The sequence below is a fragment of the Paenibacillus plantiphilus genome, from assembly GCF_927798095.1.
In the GTDB taxonomy this organism is placed as follows: domain Bacteria; phylum Bacillota; class Bacilli; order Paenibacillales; family Paenibacillaceae; genus Paenibacillus_Z; species Paenibacillus_Z plantiphilus.
The window spans coordinates 1-20,837 of sequence record NZ_CAKMMF010000036.1 but is presented as its reverse complement, the minus strand read 5'-3'; the positions used below and the strand labels follow the sequence as shown (position 1 = coordinate 20,837).

10 protein-coding genes and 1 riboswitch are annotated in these 20,837 nt (G+C 51.9%); all 10 genes read left to right on the top strand.

Going from position 1 to position 20,837, the window contains the following annotated elements; translation table 11 throughout:
• Window positions 1-822: 822 nt before the first annotated feature.
• Complete coding sequence (locus L6H65_RS23270) at window positions 823-6,429, top strand: CARDB domain-containing protein (RefSeq protein ID WP_236345403.1); 5,607 nt, start codon at window positions 823-825, stop codon at window positions 6,427-6,429.
• 130 nt (window positions 6,430-6,559) lie between these two features.
• Window positions 6,560-6,671: riboswitch (TPP riboswitch) on the top strand.
• 257 nt (window positions 6,672-6,928) lie between these two features.
• Window positions 6,929-8,695 carry a phosphomethylpyrimidine synthase ThiC gene (gene thiC / locus L6H65_RS23265; RefSeq protein WP_236345394.1) on the top strand — a complete coding sequence of 589 codons (1,767 nt, stop codon included), beginning with the start codon at window positions 6,929-6,931 and terminating at the stop codon, window positions 8,693-8,695.
• Window positions 8,688-9,899, top strand: a complete 1,212-nt coding sequence (locus L6H65_RS23260) for a ThiF family adenylyltransferase (protein ID WP_236345392.1) — start codon at window positions 8,688-8,690, stop codon at window positions 9,897-9,899. The genes thiC and L6H65_RS23260 overlap by 8 nt, the downstream gene beginning before the upstream one ends.
• 55 nt (window positions 9,900-9,954) lie before the next feature.
• A complete protein-coding gene (thiE, locus tag L6H65_RS23255) occupies window positions 9,955-10,806 on the top strand; it encodes a thiamine phosphate synthase (RefSeq protein WP_307728385.1) in 852 nt (283 codons plus the stop codon).
• Window positions 10,807-10,811: 5 nt separating this feature from the next.
• A complete protein-coding gene (locus tag L6H65_RS23245; RefSeq protein ID WP_290370466.1) occupies window positions 10,812-11,642 on the top strand; it encodes a thiazole synthase in 831 nt (276 codons plus the stop codon).
• Window positions 11,581-12,783, top strand: coding sequence for a glycine oxidase ThiO (gene thiO, locus L6H65_RS23240; RefSeq protein ID WP_236345389.1), 1,203 nt, complete (start codon window positions 11,581-11,583; stop codon window positions 12,781-12,783). Before L6H65_RS23245 ends, thiO begins: the two co-directional genes overlap by 62 nt.
• Window positions 12,783-13,742 carry a bifunctional hydroxymethylpyrimidine kinase/phosphomethylpyrimidine kinase gene (thiD, locus tag L6H65_RS23235; protein WP_236345386.1) on the top strand — a complete coding sequence of 320 codons (960 nt, stop codon included), beginning with the start codon at window positions 12,783-12,785 and terminating at the stop codon, window positions 13,740-13,742. Before thiO ends, thiD begins: the two co-directional genes overlap by 1 nt.
• Window positions 13,743-14,094: 352 nt before the next feature.
• The gene (locus L6H65_RS23230) at window positions 14,095-14,355 is read left to right on the top strand and encodes a YqkE family protein (protein WP_236345380.1); all 261 of its coding nucleotides are present in this window, start codon (window positions 14,095-14,097) and stop codon (window positions 14,353-14,355) included.
• A gap of 541 nt (window positions 14,356-14,896) precedes the next feature.
• The gene (locus L6H65_RS23225; RefSeq protein WP_236345375.1) at window positions 14,897-15,730 is read left to right on the top strand and encodes a hypothetical protein; all 834 of its coding nucleotides are present in this window, start codon (window positions 14,897-14,899) and stop codon (window positions 15,728-15,730) included.
• 213 nt (window positions 15,731-15,943) lie between these two features.
• Window positions 15,944-20,837, top strand: a 4,894-nt coding sequence (locus L6H65_RS23220; protein WP_236345371.1) for a hypothetical protein, incomplete at its 3' end; no start/stop codon positions are given.

Genomic DNA, 20,837 nt, shown 5'->3' with positions numbered 1-20,837 from the left:
TTGTTTCCGATGCCTACAATGGCGGCAGAAGCAAGCACGATGACGAAAACAATATCGTCAGCTAATATGACAGGGTATCAGAAATATAGCCCTATACTTCTTCGCAATATTTCTGTACTAGTTCCCCAGTTCACGAACTATAATGTAAAATCTTATAATTTGAAAAAAAACGGTATAAGTAAGGGGCAATTGGGAGAATATAATGAATCTACTAATAAAATTATTGTCGGGGGATTAAATGGAGATATGGTCCCTTTAACTGGTACAACAGATTCACATATGTACCATGCGATCTGGCGGACTAGCTCAGGTAAGAATTGGCGAACTAGTTTGCCGGAAATAGGAACATATGAATTCCCTGGAGCTGTTGCATCGATGAGTAATGGAATATCGCAGTATCCAGGGCTGTTTCCGGATAAAGATATTAGTGGAAGGAAGATCCCTGAACAACTTCGGTTTCCTGATGGATCAGCAGCTTCTTGGTCGGATGCAATAATGCCCCCAGCAACATTTGAAACGAAGGATATGGTTGTTATACCTAAATCTTTAATCTACCCTCCATCCTTCAATATTATAGACGCTATTCCTGTTGGGGATCTAGATGAAAACGGAAAAAGAATTTGTGAAACGAAAGATCAGTATGGAAATTGTGAGAGTAAGACTGGAATTATAGTCGATGAAAAAGGAAAAGGTAAAGATGGTTTCGGCTATATCAAGCTTCATAAACCTATGATAGAAAAGTTTAATAAACCAATTGGGGATTATGAACCTGATTATTCGTTACCATATCCGGTAGAAGGGCGCATTTATAGATTAGATACAGTGACACAATGGATCGCATTAACATACATCATGGAATTTGAAATTGATGTCACCTATGAAAGAATAGTTGAACCAACCCAACCCGATCTTGTTGCAATTGATATTGTAAGTGCGGAAACACCTGAGATCGGCAAAACCTCAACCTTCAAAGCCCAGTATCGCAATGAAGGCCCAGCTATCAACAAATCGTTCAACCTAAAAGTATTGGACGAAACGGGTGCGCAGCTGCATCTAAGCACGCTGTCTTCTGTTCCATCCAATAGCTCTACAAGAGATATTTCATTCGATTACAAATTCACTTCCGCTGCAAAGAAAACATTCCGATTCATTGTGGATTCTGCGAATTCAATCGATGAAGAATCGGAAAGCAACAATGAAGTATCAAAAGAATTCAAGCCTGGCGACCCTGGCACGAAGACATTCACTGGTGACTTCGATATTGACCCTAACAAGATTAATTATCGTGATTCGTTCACATTAATTCCGAAGGACTTCCTTATGAATGGCTGCACCTATCAATCGCACTCGTTCAAGATCGAACGGGGAATAACATGGACAGGCCCAGAGGTATATGGACACACGAAAGACTCCACCTTCACGCACAGCACCTATCCATCGATTATCGGTGTTGGTTCGCATAATGTGTACATGACAATCAAAACAAGCTGCGGTGAGAAGGTAGTCGGACCGAAACCGCTGGTTGTACAAGCTCCTGATAGTGACAATAACCCACCTCAATTTCAAATCGCTTTTGTACGGCCGGAAGAACCGACTAAGCCAGTACATCATATCGTAGAAGGGACGAAATTAGATCTCATTGTCATACAAAATCCCAGTATTCCGACACCAAGCGATCCAGATGGTGATCGGATTTTTTTTGACGAATTTTTCTTCAGCCAGAGCCAGTCCTCCTGGATAAGGTCACTGCCAACCAAGTATCCGGTCCATGACTGGGCCATGCTCAACATTACGATGGAGAAGGGCTTCCACAATATTTCCGCTCAGATTCGCGATGAATGGGGATTAACGGCGCAGTCTTCGACGTATATCAATGTCGTCTCCAAAAATCCGGTTGCTGTTCTCGAATGTCCGCCATTCGTCATTGAGAATCATCCTGTGCCCGATTCTGCCTTCAATTCGAGCAGAAGCTATAGTCCGATAGGCAAAGGGATTAAGCACAGCCGCGATGAATGGACGAATAAGAACAACTCGTACACGAATGGGACGAGCGAAAATATTACTGTAACTGTGTCGCTCGATGTCTATGATACAGATGGCTTGAAGTCCGAATCGCCAGCCACCTGTACAATTATCGTCAAGCCGGATCTGCCGCCGATTGCCAAGCTCAAAGTGCCGTCACTCGGCATACGCAATGAACCATCCGTTATCCTCAACGAGTCCTACAGTCCGGATGGAGATGAAATCGTTCTGGCAGAGTACAAGTACAAATATGATGCGAAGAATAACGGCTTCGCAGACGATGCTTGGCAGTCCATCGATGGCAAACTGCAGAATGTTGTCATTAACCCTCCGAAGGTGGGTAAGTATTTGTTCTATGTGAAGGTAACTGAAAACTATGGAAAGGCAGGGGATACGTCGGCTGCAGCCGAATCGACGCTTATACTGGATGTCGTGAACAATGCTCCGGAGGTTTCGTTCGAGGTAGAAGGCAAGAATCCGCAGCCGGATCTGGACGCATCAACGACCGTAAGAGTGAACGATATGCTGAATTGGCCGGTATATGTGACGAACAGCCACGAGCAGGTTTTTAACAAATCAAACCTGTGGCACGCGGAGGGTGGCAGCCTCGTTGGCGGCGAAGGGAGGAACTTCGGCGATCAAGGCGATAATATTTACAAGGTAACGGGGTACATGGGCAGTAGGACGTTCAACAGTTTCCCGTTGATCAATAATGGCTTCGGTACAAACCGATTGTCGCCGTGGAGAGCAGCGACCAGCTTTAATACGAGTCTGATCCATCCCTTGATAGATAACACCGGGAATATAATTAAGGAAGATCAGGAAGCGAAGCTGCGTTCCAATAAAAAGCTGTTTTATTTCCAAAGCCAATTGTTCACATCGACCAATGGCATATACGCACTTGATCCCAAGCGGCTCTCACCGGTAGAGTCCTATATCGATGACAAAACCCGGAGCCTCAAGCACAGGTACAAGAACGGCAGTCCCTATGCATTCGTGATCCGCAATAAAGGCCAGATACTGGATTGGGACATTGCCGATCAATATTTGTATATCCTTGATATGATCGATGTGAGCATCAATCTGCGTGTCCATAATGCGTATACAGGCGCATTGCTGAAAGAAAAAACAATGATCTATGATCTGGGCCGGGGCGACATGAATGGCTGGTCCAACTGGAAGATAGACCATACGAAAGGCAGCAACGTTATGCTGCGTTCGGATTACTCGACTAGTATGAACCATTCTGCCGGTATTCCGGTAACGAAATGGATTGAGCTAACGCCGGATCTGACTTTGACGAATAAGCCGGACTGGACGATACCTGCGCCAAGAGGACCTTATATTAATAATCATGGGGCAAAGTATAAGGTAGGAAAATTGTTCCGCGATCCTTATGGAAACCTGTTCGCACAGGGAGGCTTCGCCTCTCGCAACGGAAACATAGATCAATATTACGATCTCAGTGTAACGAAATATAACCCGGATTTAACTGTTGCCTGGCGCACTTACATGACGCCGCCATCAGAGCTTGGTTATCCGACAAGGGGCTCTCTGGGCGGATATGGAAGCATGTATGATTTCGATTCGTATATCGGGCTGGCGATCAATCCGTTCAAGGCGGAGGTAGCGGCAAGATTTTATCAAAATCGGTGGGAAGGAATGTTCAACTTCCCGACAGACGGCATCCTCGTATTGGATATGCATACGGGTGCTCTGAAACAACGCTATTCCGAGCTGCAGGGAGACAGTGTATCGGCAGTTCAGTTCGACAATTATTATGTAGATTGGAATGGGAATTCCGCAGCAGGCAAAGGGTCTGTAACCGTCGAGGGTCATCGTACCGACTTCGGCAGCGTGTACAGTCCTTCCGGCTCGCTTATAAGCAAGCTGGAAATCAGTAATGCGATCCGTTACGGCGAATATTTCGGCGACGGGTTTTACGTCTTTTTTACAGAGTTGAGCGAAGGATATTACGGTATAAATGCTGTTGCTGGCACGCCGTCAACGGCGCCGATCGTTCGCAAGGCATACACGAATGGTCAGTTCATGTCCAACCTATCACTGAATGATGCCGAAATGAGATTCAGTCTGCGGATGGTGGATATTCCATATGACAACGAGACGATGGGCTTCTCCTTCCGGATGCAGGACCCGAAGAATCGATATGCGGTGGAAACCGACGGAACCTCGTTCAATCTCGTCAAATATGTGAATGGCCAACAAACAGTCCTTCAGACTGGCAGCTACGCATTTGAATCGGATAAAAGCTATGGTATGCGCATTAAAGCGGTAGGCGATGAAATCGAGGTGTTTCTGAATAACATCCCGATCTTGTCCGCGAAGGACGGCGCATATAGCGAAGGACGCTTCGGTTATTATAGCGATAAGTCCTTTGTGCGGTTCAGCTCGCTTACGTACAAAGCTGTGCGTCATAAGGTGGAATGGTCGGACAGCTATGCGATTTGGGACGAAGGAACCGCGACGGCTGATGTAGCGTATAAGAACATCCTCTTCCTCGATCCCGAAGGCGATCCGAAGGCTGGCTCCTATCGCTGGAGCATCCAGCACACACCAAGGTTTATTAACAATGGGGGCGTATCGGCACTGAACGGCCAAACCTTCGATTCCGAGCGGTTGGGCTTTGATAAGGTCGGCGACTACCAGGTGACGCTAAGGGCGAAGGATGATCCGCATCCGGACTATCTCACGCCGGACATGACCTTTGACAACTATCGAAAAAATTCCAATCCGTTCATGAAGCAGGTCACGGTGCATCGCCGTCCGATTTCGAAGTTCACGGTTGTTCCAGCGGCAGACGGCAAGCTGATCTGGAGTGACAGCAGCTTTGACCCGGATAGATATGAAAGCAGTACGAAGTATTCAACTGAAGCTACAGGTTTGGACTATCTGCGGACAAAAGGGATCGTCGAGAAGAAGTTCTTTTACACAACACCTTCAGGAGCAACGATCTATGAGAAGCTTGTAACACCGCAGGAGAAGGGGCCTTATGATATTGGGCTTGCTGTGAAGGATGAATACGGGGCTTGGTCGGACTACACTGTCGTGACGTTGGATGTATCATCTATTGCAACGCCAAACACACCGCCTGTTCCAGGCTTCACGACATCCCATATCAACACGTTCCGCAACGTGCCGATCACGATCAATTCAACAGCCTATGATGCAGAGGATGGCGGACGCCAAAATCTGCCGCATGAGTACTATATTCGCAATATGACTACTGGCGGGGCGGAGTCCATACAGAGCACATCGCGCACCAATTGGTCAAAGACATTCAGCAGCTTGGGTTCTTTTACCATTCGTCAAATAGTGACAGACTCGGCAGGAGCGGAAGCGCAGTTCAGCCGCCAGGTGAACATTGTGAACCACAAGCCTGTGGCTCAAATTACAGTGCCAGAGAGTGTGGATCAGAACAATCCGACGAAGCTCACTGAGCTGCGTCCAGCTTTCATGTGGAGCTATTCGGATGCGGATAATGACCCGCAAACCCGCTATGAGCTCAAGCTCTACAGGTATGGCGGAATGCAGCTGTTTGAATCCGGCGTGAAGCCGGGGGCTTCACTGAATTGGCGGCCCAGCGTTGATTTGCCGGAGCATGTCCCGATGTATGTCATAGTTCGGACCTATGACGGATATGATTGGAGCGAGTGGAGCGCTCCCAAGTACTTTTATATCGAGACGAACCGGCCGCCGACAGCTGATTTTGACTGGCTGCCCAAACCGGTCTATGAGGGGGATATGATCCGAGTATCGCATGCGCTGGATGACCCGGACAGAGACATGCTAAGCGTCAGCTATAAAGTGACGGACCCCGATGGAATGGAGCAATCTTTTGCCTATCATGTTAATCAGCCTTATTCAACTACAGGGCCGGTATTCAGAGGAGCCGAGCCAGGGGGATACAAGGTCGAGCAAATGGTCTCGGATGGCAAAGCTCCAGCAGTTGTCGTTGTTAAGACAATTACAGTGCTGCCGCTGAAAGTTGAAGGACAGGTGGACCACACAGCTCTTTGGAATGAGAGACGGAAGTCCTTCAATAATAAGGAGAGTGGTACCGATAATAGTCCGCGAGGATACGATGTATTCTGGGCCGGTGAGAAATTTGTTCTGGCAAGCGGCACGACGGCAACGGGTACAGCTACGCGGACGGAACAGGTTGAAGTGACGATGGGCGGTTTTTCAGTAGATATGACACCCTCCAATGCAGCAGGTACGAGCTGGACTGGGGAGATGTGGGACGAGAGCTTCGAGCATTTGCCGGACGGTCCTCTCATCTTTACGTTTACTGCCACTTACAGCAATGGAACGATTAAAACAACGACAGTGCCAATTGCGATCAGGGGCAATATTCAGCAAACGGTTGGTGTTCATCGAAGGCAATAGCGGAGGATGATTAAACCTGCTATATAAATTGAACGATTGAAATGAACATACAGGCCGCTGCGCTGGGGAAGGACAAGTATGAAGAATAAAGATTGACAATGTTTGTTCATCAGCGGTATAGTCGAACCAGGAAATCCACTAGGGGCGCCCATTAAATGGGCTGAGATAAGGCACGCAATTGCCTTGGTCCCTTCGAACCTGATCTGGGTCATGCCAGCGTAGGAAAGTGGGATTGTGCGTGCCAAGCAAGCATGCGGACCGTTGTGATTGCAGATCATGACAGGCCGAATGACTTGTGTGCCCGCGAGTGTGAAGCGCATGCTTCAGCTTGCGGGCAGCAGACCGCGACATTCACCGCTCCTTCGCCGGAGCGGTTTTTTTGTGCGCTCTGACGAAGGACGGCTAACGAAGCGCTGCAGCATTGCCCGTCCGCACCCTCTATACGACATGCGCCTTCTAGGGATTATCCGATAATCATACCTTGGGAGGTTTTTTATTTATGACGATTCTTACGACACCGCTGCCGGGCAGCCGCAAAGTTTATGTACAGGGCAGCCGTGCTGACCTCCGCGTACCTATGCGCGAAATTGAACTTTCTTCGACAGCTGGGCGCAATGGCGGCGAGGATGTGCCCAATGAAGCAATTCGTGTCTACGATGCAAGCGGTCCTTATACGGATACTGAATATAAGTCTGACGTTCGCCGTGGCTTGCCTTCGCTTCGCCGTGCATGGATCGAGGAGCGCGGTGATGTAGAAGCCTATGATGGGCGCGATATCAAACCGGTGGATAATGGCTTCGTTACAGAGGAAACGATGGCGAAGAAGGGTGCTGAGCAGTTCCCTGCTCTGGAGCGCAGGCCGCTGCGGGCTAAAGCCGGAAGCAATGTGACGCAGCTTCATTATGCGCGCAAGGGGATCATCACGCCCGAGATGGAATATATCGCGATTCGGGAGGGCATGGAGCCGGAATTCGTGCGCAATGAAATTGCAATTGGCCGTGCTATCATTCCGGCGAATATTAATCATCCCGAAAGCGAGCCGATGATTATCGGAAGACATTTTCATGTCAAAATCAATGCGAATATCGGCAACTCTGCTGTAGCCTCCTCGATTGAGGAAGAGGTGGAGAAAATGACGTGGGCGACTCGCTGGGGCGCGGACACGATTATGGATCTATCAACAGGAAAAAACATCCATACGACGCGTGAGTGGATTGTCCGCAATTCTCCAGTTCCGGTCGGTACGGTTCCCATCTATCAGGCGCTGGAAAAGGTGGACGGCAAAGCGGAGGATCTGAGCTGGGAAGTATTCCGCGATACGCTAATTGAACAGGCCGAGCAGGGCGTGGACTATTTCACCATTCATGCTGGCGTTCTGCTTCGTTACATACCGCTTACAGCGAAGCGTGTGACCGGCATTGTGTCGCGAGGCGGCTCAATTATGGCGGCCTGGTGTCTCGCGCATCACAAGGAAAACTTCCTGTATACGCATTTTGAGGATATTTGTTTGATTATGAAGCAATACGATGTTTCGTTCTCGCTGGGGGATGGTCTGCGTCCGGGCTCCATTGCAGACGCCAATGACGAAGCCCAGTTCGGTGAGCTTGAAACGCTTGGCGAGCTGACCAAAATCGCCTGGAAGCATGATATTCAAGTGATGATTGAAGGACCGGGCCACGTCCCGATGCATCTGATCAAGGAAAATATGGACCGCCAGCTTGAGGTTTGCCAAGAGGCTCCTTTCTATACGTTGGGGCCGCTTACGACGGACATTGCTCCTGGTTATGACCATATTACTTCGGCAATCGGAGCGGCGATGATCGGCTGGTTCGGAACGGCCATGCTCTGCTACGTTACACCGAAGGAGCATTTGGGACTACCAAATAAGGAGGATGTGAAGGAAGGCGTTATTACGTATAAAATCGCAGCTCATGCTGCAGATTTGGCAAAAGGCCACCCACGCGCTCAAATTCGCGATAATGCGCTCTCCAAGGCCCGGTTTGAGTTCCGCTGGCGCGATCAGTTCCATCTGTCGCTTGATCCTGAGCGAGCGATGTCCTACCATGACGAGACCTTGCCGGCAGACGCGGCCAAGTCGGCTCATTTCTGCTCGATGTGCGGACCTAAGTTTTGCAGCATGCGAATCACACAGGACATTCGGGATTATGCGGCTGAGAACGGTCTTGAGACGCAGGAGGCTATCGAAGCAGGGATGAAAGAAAAGGCGGATGCATTCAAGGCAGCCGGCAGCTCGATCTATGCTTGAGAGAAGCATTGAGGCTGCAGTAGCTGCAGACTCGTCAAGTGTATCGAATTCGGATAATCAGAATGAATGGGCTGCTCGATATTCACGTCAAACCCGATTCTCGCCTATTGGCCTCAGCGGGCAGTCAAAGCTGAGGGACGCCTGTGTGTTCATTGTGGGCAGCGGAGCGCTTGGCGCTTCGCTTGCCCAGCACATGGTCCGCATGGGTGTCGGCACTGTGAAGCTTACGGATCGTGACTTTGTAGAGCCGAGCAATCTGCAGCGTCAAATGCTCTTTGACGAGGAGGATGCGCGCTTGGCGCTGCCCAAGGCGGTTGCTGCTGTAAACAAGCTGAGGCGCATTAACAGCGACATCTCCATTGAGCCATTCGTTGCTGATGTAACGGAGAGCAATGTGCTTCAGCTAATGGAAGGCGCCGATTTGGTGCTGGATGGAACTGATAATGCGGCAACACGGCTGCTCTTGAGTGATGCGTGCTTCCAACTGGGTATTCCTTTCTTCTACGGCGGAATTGCAGGCGCGCAAGGGATGAGTGCTGTCCTCGTGCCGGGTGAAACGGCTTGTCTGCGTTGTTTAATAGGCGGCGCAGAGCAAGGTGATGGAGCAGAAACTTGCGATACGATAGGCGTGATCTCCCCTATCGTAGAATGGATTGCATCCATGCAGGCGGTTGAGGCGCTGAAATGGCTGAGCGGCAACGGGGAGGCGCTCAGAGGAACATGGCTGACGGCTAACCTGTGGCCTTTTCGACTGAAAGAATCAGCAGTGCCAGCACCGGTATCAAGCTGTTCGATATGCAGCCCAAGTGCACTGGCCTTGCTGAGGTCCAGCAAGCTGGAGCAGACGAGTAGTGGGATTTCGATGCGGCAACCGGCAGTTGAGGATGAGCAGGGTGCCGTCCCTGGCGAAGAGGATTACAAGGGGCTTGTATATATGGAGCGTCCAAGGGCGATAACGCTTTGCGGACGCGACAGTGTGCAGGTAACGCTCGGTCGCCATATTGATTTGCGAGATCTGGAGCACGCTCTTGTCTCACTCGGCTGTACGGTGACGGCTAACCCTTATCTTGTCAGAGCCCATATTACGGACGAAGAGCGACTCGTTATTTTTCCCGATGGACGAATTCTAGTGCAAGGCACACAGGACCCGCTGGTAGCTGTGACGCTATGCAGGCGATATGTGGTGAACACGCTGGATATATAGATCAGGATGCGAAGAAGCTGTTCTGGAAAGAGACAGTTGGGAGGCGAGCAACGAGGTGAAAAGGCTGAACGATTGCCGGTTATATGTGATTACAGGTGAGAATTACCATCCCGGTCGAACGATGCTCGATGTGATGGAGCAAGCATTAATCGGCGGAGCAGATATTGTGCAATTGCGGGCAAAGGATACGCCCAAGCGCGAAGTGCTTGCGCAAGCTTATGCGCTTCGCGAGCTGACACAGCGTTATGAGGTGCCGTTCATTGTCAATGACCATCTTGATATTGCGCTGGCGGTTGGCGCAGACGGCGTGCATCTGGGGCAGGACGATCTGCCGCTGGCAGAGGCAAGGCGCATTCTCGGCCCGGACAAAATAATCGGGATATCGACTCATGGTATCAAACAGGCGCTGGAAGCCGAGCGTGGAGGCGCGGATTACATCGGTGTCGGTCCCGTCTATCCGACTGGAACGAAGCCGGGCAGAACGGCGGTTACGACAGACTATGTTCGCGAAGCGGCTGAGAGGGTGAAGCTGCCTTTCGTTGCAATCGGCGGTATTACGCTTGATAATGTGAATGCTGTGCTTGATGCGGGTGCTGCTTGGATATGCGCGGTCTCAGCTATTGTCGGGAGCGAGGATGTAGCGGGGGCATGCCGTTCATTTCTGCATCACATACGATTAAAGCAAATCGACAGCATGATAAGCAGCTCTCGCAAGGTTTGCGTCAACGGACGCGAAGAGCGGACGACTGCGCGGACTGTGCTGGAGCTGGTGGAGCAATTGAATCTGCGCGATAAACGTATTGTCGTCGAATTGAATGGCGAGATCGTGCCGATAGAGAGCTGGGTGAGCGCTCCTCTTACTGAGGGAGCCGTTGTGGAGCTTGTTCATTTTGTAGGAGGAGGTTGAGCGGCGTGATCACGGCAGGCCATGAAGATCCGCTAGTAATTGACGGTAAAAAGCTTTCTTCGCGATTTTTCTTAGGAACGGGGAGATTCCCGAGTCCGGCAGTGCTTCAGATGGCGCTCCATGCTTCTGGAGCTGAGGTGATTACTTTTGCAGTTCGCCGAGTCAATCTTGCAAGTGTCGAGGATGACTCGATTTTGCAGCATATGACGGATCGTGAGCTGGTTTTTCTGCCGAACACATCCGGCGCGAGCAACGCAGAGGAAGCGATTCGCATCGCGAGATTGGCCAAGGCAGCCGGGCTTGGCAATTGGATTAAGGTTGAGATTAGCGCAAATCCGCGAACGCTGCTGCCCGATCCGATCGAAACATTGCGGGCGACAGAGCAGCTGGCAAAAGAAAATTTTGTCGTTCTACCCTATACGTCAGACGATCCCATTCTTTGCAAAAGGCTGGAGGAAGCGGGAGCTTCCGCAGTCATGCCAGGAGGTGCGCCTATCGGCTCCGGGCTTGGCATTCTCAATCCTTATAATATCGGGCTTATCGTGGAGGATGCGAAGGTTCCGATTATTGTGGATGCGGGGATCGGTTCGGCGGTTGATGTCGTTAGGGCGATGGAGCTTGGCGCAGATGGCATTCTTGTCAATACACCGGTGGCGAAGGCGAATGATCCTGTTGCGATGGCTCGTGCGATGCGTCTTGCCGTGGAGGCTGGACGGCTTTCCTATCAGGCTGGCCGCATTCCGCAGCGCAGGTACGCCTCCGCGAGCAGCGTGCATGAGGGTATTTCAATGCCGATGGCGGCTGTGGCGGCTGCTTCGCAGGAAGGGAGCCATTGACGTGGCGGGCCATTCTGTTGTCATTCTCGGCGGCGGCATTATTGGACTTTCTTGCGCTTTCGAGGCTGTGCAAGGCGGTGCGCGTGTAACAGTGGTCGAGCCCGGAGCAATCGGCGGTCAAGCATCAGGAGCGGCAGCGGGCATGCTGGCGCCTTATACGGAAAATGCAGAGCAGCCGGACACTTTCTTCCGGCTTTGTCTGGATAGTTTGAAGCGATACCCTGAATGGGTAGAGCGCATTGAAGCTGTGTCGGGATTGAGCGCCGAGCTTGTGTCATCAGGCAGCTTGTCGGTTGCGATGCATGAAGCAGATGTGCTGCCGCTGCAGACAAGAATGGCTTGGCAGCACAGATTCGGCGCAGATGCCGAGCTGGTGGAGGCAGGGCGTCTTCACAAGATGGAGCCCGCATTGTCAAGTCGTGCGGTCGCTGCGATTTACAGTCCGCATGAAAGTCATGTGTATGCGCCCAAGCTTGTAGAAGCATTGGAGGCGGCATGCAGAAAGCTGGGGGTTCAGTTCGTTGCCCATGCAGGCGATATAACTGTTCATAATACCGATAACGGTATTCGCATCAGAATCGGTTCCGGCGAGCACATTGATGGCGACAAGCTGGTAGTTTGCGCTGGGGCATGGGCATGTTATTATGCAGAGCTGCTCGGGTTCCCGATTCCGATTCATCCTATACGGGGCCAGATTTGCGCATTCGATGGAACGCTGCCGGATGTCAAACATATGGTGTTCTCAAGTCAAGCCTATTGGGTAGGCAAAAGGAACGGCTCGCTTGTATGCGGCGCCTCCGAAGATGTAGCGGGCTACGATAATTCAGTGACGGAACGCGGCATAAACAGGCTGCTTCGCTGGGGGCCGGGGCTGTTTCCTTTTCTGGAGGGCAAACAGCCGTATCTCCGCTGGGCTGGATTAAGGCCAGCGACGCTGGATGGCTATCCGCTTATCGGAACGGTTCCAGGTCAGCCGAACATCATCATTGCTGCCGGACATTATCGCAATGGCATATTGCTAAGTCCAGCCACTTCGGCGATAGTTGGCGACCTGTTGGCAGAGCGGCGGATTGCTTCGGACTTGCTGATGGCCTTCGCGCCGGATCGTTTCGCCCTTGCGTCAGCACGAGGTGCGCGGTGATGGCAGTGGGAGAACGCTCGTATGTTGCTGGAGCTGAACCGCCAAGGCTTCTTATCGTTGCTGGTTCAGACTCCGGCGGTGGAGCGGGCATACAGGCTGATCTCAAAACTTGTCAGGAGCTCGGCGTCTTCGGCATGACGGCGATTACGGCCGTTACGGCGCAGAACAGTGTCGGCGTACAGGCTATCCATCCTGTCCCCCTCGATATGGTAGAAGCACAGCTGAGCTCCGTACTGGAAGACATTGGCGCTCCAGTGATGAAGACAGGCATGCTGCTGTCATCGGAGGTGGTCCAGCTTGTCGCAAAGGCGATTAAGCATCATCCTATCGCTCATGTTGTTGTTGATCCTGTCCTTCATGCGAAGGATGGATCAGCCCTGCTGCGAGCAGAAGCGATATCATCCATGCGGACAGTGCTGTTTCCGCTTGCTGAGGTGATCACGCCTAACCTACCGGAGGCTTGTGAATTGCTTGGCTGGAAGGAATCGGATATTGTCGGTGTAGATGATATGATTCGGGCGGCGCGGGAGCTGTTGGCGCTAGGGTCTCGTTATGTGCTGCTGAAGGGCGGACATTTGAATGACAAGGCAAGGGCAGATTATAGGATAGCTGAGGAATGCCATTCGGCAGAAGATAGTGAATACATCGATTTCGCAATCAAGGGCCGTGTCAATAGCAGCGAGCTTGAAACGGAGGGCTTTGCAGTAGACGTGCTTGTTGGCGATTCACTGGCAGCGCCGCTCATATTGCGTTCGCCTCGCTTGCTCACTGCGAATACGCATGGAACGGGCTGTACAACAGCATCTGCTGTGGCCGCATGTCTGTCTCTCCGTATGTCTGTGCCGGAAGCGGTCATAGAAGCAAAGCGATTCGTCACCGACGCAATTGCATGCTCGATACCGCTTGGCAAAGGTGCTGGCTCGCTCTGGCATGCAGCTGGCCGCAGGAACAGCATGTAAGTCGAGGTTTGACCGCCGACGTGTGACCGAGCACCGTGTGCCGCGATGGCACCGCGCACCGGGAGGCGCACGCGGTGCGGAAAGGCTTGAACAAAAATGCACCGATGCAGGCTTGGTAATTGGGTGTGTCTCGACCACCGTGAATACCAGTATGCGAGGTGTTTTTTTATGTAGGGGCAGATATGCGGGGGACTAAGGGCTTTCCAGTAGCATGAAGCACGGGCCCCAGAATAAACGGTGAAATTACAAACATGCAGGATCATTTGTGTTGGATGTAACGCAAGCAATTGCAACTTGGTGAACCGCAGCAACACGCGTTATAATATGGGGAAATAAATTTGAGGTGAGTGCCATGGCGAAGAAGAGAAAACACACCCCCTCCCCGAAAGCTGCTGCCCAGGATAAACCTGCCACACTGAAGGATCTTCTCAGTCCTGATGTTCTGAGCAAGCTCAAAGCGCAGGCCGATGAGCTGAGCGCGGCAGAAGAGAGGCAGCTAGAGGAGCAGAGAAAGCAGGCAGAGGAGGAGCGCAAGGCCGAGCAGAAGAGACTGGATAATAATTTTGAGTACCTGCTGAATAATAGCAGCTCGGACTGGCGCAAGTATAAATAACGGTAAGCTGCAGAACAAAAAATACCAAGCTGTTGAAACAGTCTATGGAACATTTTTCCTCCGTAATCTGCTTCAACCGTTGCTTGCATCCCCCCGTGGCTGTAAAAATGCAGGTAATATGGCCCGAAAGGACCCTTTCAAGCCATCTAACTGCCGAAAGTACAGCAAAAAATCAGAAGAGTGCGTTATACGCGGGGTTCTGGCAATTGTTGATGTATTGCAGCTGATCCGGCTGAGAACAGCTATATTGGATGCAGGAGATGTACTTTTGCAGGTATGGTATGGGCGATTGCTAGCAGGTAGAGTAGGAGCTTGCTTGAAAGACACGGTTCTTTTGAGCTGTGTCTAGTTTTTTGTGAGAAGAAATTACCTTCCAGCCTCCTGACACCGGAATCTCTCAATCCACCATGCTGGCTGCCTATAGTAATGGCAATGTCTGCATTCAGGCAATCATTATATTTGACATTGATAATCATTATCACTACAATAGAAGATGAATGATTGAACGAATGATATGATTCCTACAAGGAGTTGACGAATAATGTCTCCTGATTTCTATAAAAGCTGGCAGTCCAGTCCAATTCATTTCTCCTCTGTCAAGGTACGCTCGGATCGCTCTCTTATTGCGGCGTCTCCAGGGCGGGGGTTGTTTCAGAAGACCGAGGATGGGGACTGGAGCGGATTATCCGAAGGTCTGCATGAAGGATCGACGATAAATCGGCTGCAGCTAATTGGCGGAAGACCCTATGCTTGCACAAGCAGAGGACTCTATGGCCTGCTTAACGATTGCTGGATACCTACGGATGTTAGTACTCCTTGCTATCAGTACAAGGAAGAATGGGGTTATGGTTTTGCGGCTACAGGCGATGGCCTGATCTATAATGACGGACAGAAGTGGAAGAAATCCGCTTTTGAAGGATCTACGGTATATGATTTCTTGTTTACCCCGCAATATTTGTATGCCGGTCATGATAAAGGCATTAGTATGTATGATCGAATAACGGATCGCTTCGCTGAATTTAAGCTTGGTGTCGGAGTGACGAGCATTGCGGCATCCAGAGATTATTTGGTCGGCGCAAGCGAGCGTGGCGAGCTTATGGTCGGCGATGGCAAGGGGGGATTCGATGCGATACAGTACAACGATATTTTCGTATTCGGAGTTGTCTCGAAGCATTCACAGGTGTATGTATGCACGGATCGGGGACTATATCGGATAGGACGTCTGGGCAAGCAATTTACGCTATTCTCGGTCAAGCCCGGTGTGCCTGTCATGGATATTGATTGGCATGGATCAGAGCTGTATATGGCGACTTTGTCCAAAGGGATTCAAACGATGCGAGCGGCGTCAGGCTGTTCCAGCGAGAACAACAATTAAACGGGGATATCAGCCCCAATACAATGCACCGCAGCGTCATACCGAATGCGAATGGAAGCTTCCGTTCAGTCATTCTAATGGACGCGCGGTGCATTGTTTTTTTCTGAGGGGAGTATGCGGAAGCTTAACTTTATCCTTTCATAGCTAGTGACCTGCCCATGGCCCGGTGCATATGATACCTATGACATTTCAAGATGGAAGAAGGAGAGGGCTATGGCGAAGAGCAGGAAAGGGAAGAGCTCCGCAGGACGGAAGCCGCTATTTTATGTCGATAATCCGAACACTTCGGAGTTGAAATGGCTGGATGATTTGAAGAAAAGGGAAGCCGCTGCCGCGCGTTTATCAAGCAGGAAGCCGGTACAAGTCAATGCATCAGCACCCGCTGCAGTTATCGACGAGCAGCCGCAGGTCAATGATCGCTCACCCGAGGAAAATGAGCAGCCTGCTCCCGAGCAGGAGGATACGGATGCATTGCCTGAACCCGAAGAATACGAGGAATTCAGTGTGGGAGAAGGGGATGCTGAAGAAGCAATCGACGAAGCAATCGACACAGCAGTAGAGCTTTCCGAGGAACAGGCGAAGCTTGACCAGGCGAGCAAGGAGGAACGTGTTGAGGAAGTACGCATGCCTGAGGGACCAACGCCATTCGTATACACTGATGATATTGCGGACAATGCGGTAATAAGCGAGAAATTGGCGCCAGGTTCCGTGGATGCAACGAAGCTGAAGAAAGGCTCCATTGTGACGGGGTCGATAGCTGACTTTGCGGTTGAAAGCATTAAAATCGCAGATGGCGCAGTTCAATCGTCCAAAATTGCGCAGGAATCCATCACAAGTGATCATTTGGCCCGCAACGCGATCTCAGGCTCGAAAATTCGTGACCGTTCCATTACTACCGAGAAGCTAAAGGACGGCAGTATTGTGTCTGCGAAGCTGGCTGACCGCACAATAAGCGCGGACAAAATTGCAGAGGGCTCGATTGAAGCGAAGCATCTGAAACCTTTTGTAGTAACGAATGAATTGTTGGACGATCAAGCCGTTACTTCGAACAAAATTAAAAGCGGTACGATTCGCACGGAGAATATTGCCAATGATGCCATTCACACCTCTAAATTGGCTGACGGCTCAGTCACTCGTTCCAAGCTGCGGGATGGAGCGATTACTGGCGAGAAGCTGGCTCAAGGTTCGATTGACGCCATTCATCTTAAACCCGGTATGCTGCTCGCAGAGCATGTCGCGGATGGTATACTGCTGGGAAAGCATCTGGCCCCAAGCGTAATAACCGCCGAGCACTTAACCGAAGGAGCGGTAGGGGCAAGAGAATTACAGGCCACATCCGTAACGATGGAAGCAATCGCGCACGGGGCGGTAGGACCGGACCAGTTGCAGGAAGGCGCTGTAAACGGAGATCATCTCAAAATAAATGAAATCGGGGCCGAGCATCTGATGGATTCTGCTGTGACTTCGCCCAAAATTGCCAATCAGTCGGTATCTACAATGAAGCTTGTTGATCAATCGGTCACAGCCTCCAAGCTCGCGGATCAAAGCATAACGGCTGCAAAGCTCGCGGATGAATCCATCAATGAAAGGCATTTGGGCCGTTTCAGTATTACGAGCGAAAAGATTGCAAACGATGGCATTGAAATGCGGCATCTGTCGGTAAGCTCTGTAGGAGCGAAGCAGTTGGCGGAATCTAGTGTGGGAACCCCCCATCTGACTGAAGGTGCCGTGACGGATAATAAGATTGCTACTGGAGCTGTGCTGCAGAAGCATATTAGTCCTGCTGCTGTTGGACAGCAGCAAATTGCCGAAGGCGCTGTTACGTCGCGCAAGCTCGCTGACGGAAGCATCAGTGCGGCTAAGCTTGCTGAAAATGCGGTGGAAACGAAGCATTTGGCAGATGAAGCGGTCACGTTTGACAAGATATCCTCGGAAGCGATTCGCCCGTACCATTTGTCGCCCGGTGCAATAACAGAGGAGTCGCTGTCTTCTAAAGCTGTCGGTTCTGCCCATTTGCAGCAGGGGCTGATTGAGAAGGAGCATTTGTCCGACGGGGCTGTCGTTACCGCCGCGCTTCAGGATGGGGCTGTCAAGTCTTCAAAATTGGCGAACGGCTCTGTGACAGAGCGGCATTTGACAGCCGGGTCGGTCTATTCTCATCATCTTGCCGATCATGTAGTCAATTCACTTAAGCTCTCTCCAGAGAGTGTGTCAACGGACAAATTAACAGATTGGTCGGTTACGTCGAATAAGCTCGCCGAGAATAGTGTCACCTCTTCAAAGCTGGCTCCGAACACGATTGCAGGCGTTCATTTGTCCACTGGCTCGGTGGAAAGCAAGCATCTTGTCGAGGGCGCCGTCGATTCATCCCATCTTGCCGAGGGCAGTGTTGAAGCCAATCATTTGACCGCAGGAAGTGTGAATACCATTGCCATTGTTGATGGTGCTGTGACTGTGAATAAGCTGGCGAAGGGTGCGATTGAAAGTGCGCATTTGGCGGATGAAATTATTAGCAGCCGTCATCTGTCAGAGCAATCTGTGCTTGGCGTGCACCTTAAAGAAGGAAGCATCCGAGAGCAGCATCTTACCGCATCTGCCGTAACGGAAGAGAAGCTTGCCGGGGCAAGCGTGGGCAGCAATCATTTAAAGGATGGTTCAGTTGGAAGGTCAACGATTCAAGCAGAAGCTGTCCAATCTGAGCATATATCAGGAGGGGCTATCGGATCGCGCCAGCTAGCTGAGGCGGCAGTGAACAGCGTACATTTGCAGCCGGAGAGTGTGCTTCAATTGCACCTGTCGGAGCAATCAGTCGGTACAGAGCAGCTGGCTGATCGTGCTATAACCGGCGCCAAGCTTGCTGGATTATCGGTTACGGGTGAGCATATTCTGCTGGAGACGATCGCAGGCAAGCACATGAAGGCAGATGCGGTACAGGGCTATCACATTCGGAAGGGATCGATTACGCAGGCGCACTTGGCGGGAGAATTGTATGCATTCGACAGAGCGCCAGACGGCATTATTCCCGGCAGTAAAATCAAACCCGGTTCAATTGGCCAAGGCCATCTGGAGCAAGGCGCCATCGGAAGCGCGCAGCTTGCTGAACAGTCTGTTGGCGAAGTACAACTGCAATCGGGCGCGATCACAAGCTCGAAGCTTGCCAACGGAGCTGTGGTACATGCGTCGCTGAGCGATGGAGCTGTGACAAGCTCGAAGCTTGCTGCTGGAGCGGTGAGCAAGGCTGCGATTGAAGATGGCTCGGTAATTAGCTCGAAGCTTGCATTTGGCGCAGTAGTTGAAGCTGCGCTTGGTGAAGGAGCAGTAACGAGCTCGAAGCTGGCGCAAGGAGCGGTAGTGGGGGAGTCCATCGGTGAAGCTTCGATCACGAGCGGGAAGCTTGCCAATGGTGCAGTGGTCGAGGAGAAGCTTGACGATGCCGCGGTAACGAGCGCAAAGCTGGCCCGTGGAGCGGTAGTGGAGGAGATTCTTGCCGATGGCGCAGTTACCGGCAGGAAGCTGGCGAAGGGGGCTGTCGAGGGAGAAGTGCTCTGTGACGGAGCAGTAACGAGCTCGAAGCTGGCAGCTGGAGCGGTATGTGAGGAAACGCTTGGTGAAAGTGCGGTTACAAGCTCGAAGCTTGCGTATGGCGCAGTCGTGGAAGAGACGCTTGGAGAAGGCTCCGTAACCAGCGCGAAGCTGGCGTTGGGGGCAGTCGTGGAAGAATCGCTCGCCGCAGGCTCTGTAACGAATGTAAAGCTGGCTAGAGGTTCGGTGACAAGCTCGAAGCTTGCGCTTGGTGCGATCGTGGAGAAATCGCTTGGCGATGCAGCGGTCACTAGCATAAAGCTGGCCAGGGGTGCGGTAGTAGAGGAATCGCTTGGCGAAGCAGCGGTGACGAGAACGAAGATCGCACACGGCGCTGTTGTCGATGAATCACTGAGCGAAGGCTCCGTAACAAGCTCGAAGCTTGCAGACGGCGCGGTAGTAGAAGATTCGCTGGGCGAAGGCGCAGTGACGAGTTCGAAGATTGCACGCGGGGCGGTAGTGGAAGAGACGCTTGGAGATGGAGCGGTGACGAGCCTGAAGTTGGCGCTCGGAGCGGTAGTAGAGGAGTCGCTTGGCGAAGGAGCAGTGACGAGCTCGAAGCTAGGACGCGGAGCGGTAGTGGAAGATACGCTCGGTGAAGGTGCGGTGACGAGATCGAAATTGGCATTCGGAGCGGTAGCGGAGGAATCGCTTGGCGAAGGTGCAGTGACGCGCTCGAAGCTTGGTCATGGGGCGGTAGTGGAAGAGACGCTTGGCGATGGAGCTGTGACCAGCTCGAAGCTTGGACACGGAGCGGTAGTAGAAGAGGTCCTTGGTGAAGGTGCAGTGACGAGATCGAAGTTGGCGTTCGGAGCGGTAGTAGAGGAATCGCTGGGCGAGGGTGCAGTGACGAGTTCGAAGCTTGGTCGCGGGGCGGTAGTAGAGGAGACGCTTGGCGAAGGTGCAGTGACGAGTTCGAAGTTGGCGATCGGAGCGGTAGCAGAGGATTCGCTAGGCGAAGGTGCGGTGACGAGCTCGAAGCTTGGTCGCGGAGCGGTAGTGGAGGAGACGCTCGGCGAAGGAGCAGTGACGAGCTCGAAGCTGGCATTCGGTGCGGTAGTAGAGGAGACGCTAGGTGAAGGTGTAGTGACGAGCTCAAAGCTTGGTCGGGGATCAGTGCTGGAAGAATCACTGGGTGATGACTCCGTAACGAGCTCGAAGCTTGCCCGAGGCGCGGTGGTGGAACATTCACTAGCCGAAAAAGCGGTGACAAGTTCGAAGCTGGCGCGCGGAGCGGTGGTTGAGGAGTCACTGGCCGAAGGCGCAGTGACGGGTTCGAAGCTGGCGCGCGGAGCGGTGGTTGAGGAGTCACTGGCGGAAGGCGTAGTGACAGGGTCGAAGCTAGCGCGCGGAGCGGTGGTTGAGGAGTCACTGGCGGAAGGCGCAGTGACAGGGTCGAAGCTGGCGCGCGGAGCGGTGGTTGAGGAGTCACTGGCGGAAGGCGCAGTGACAGGGTCGAAGCTGGCGCGCGGAGCGGTGGTTGAGGAGTCACTGGCGGAAGGCGCAGTGACAGGGTCGAAGCTGG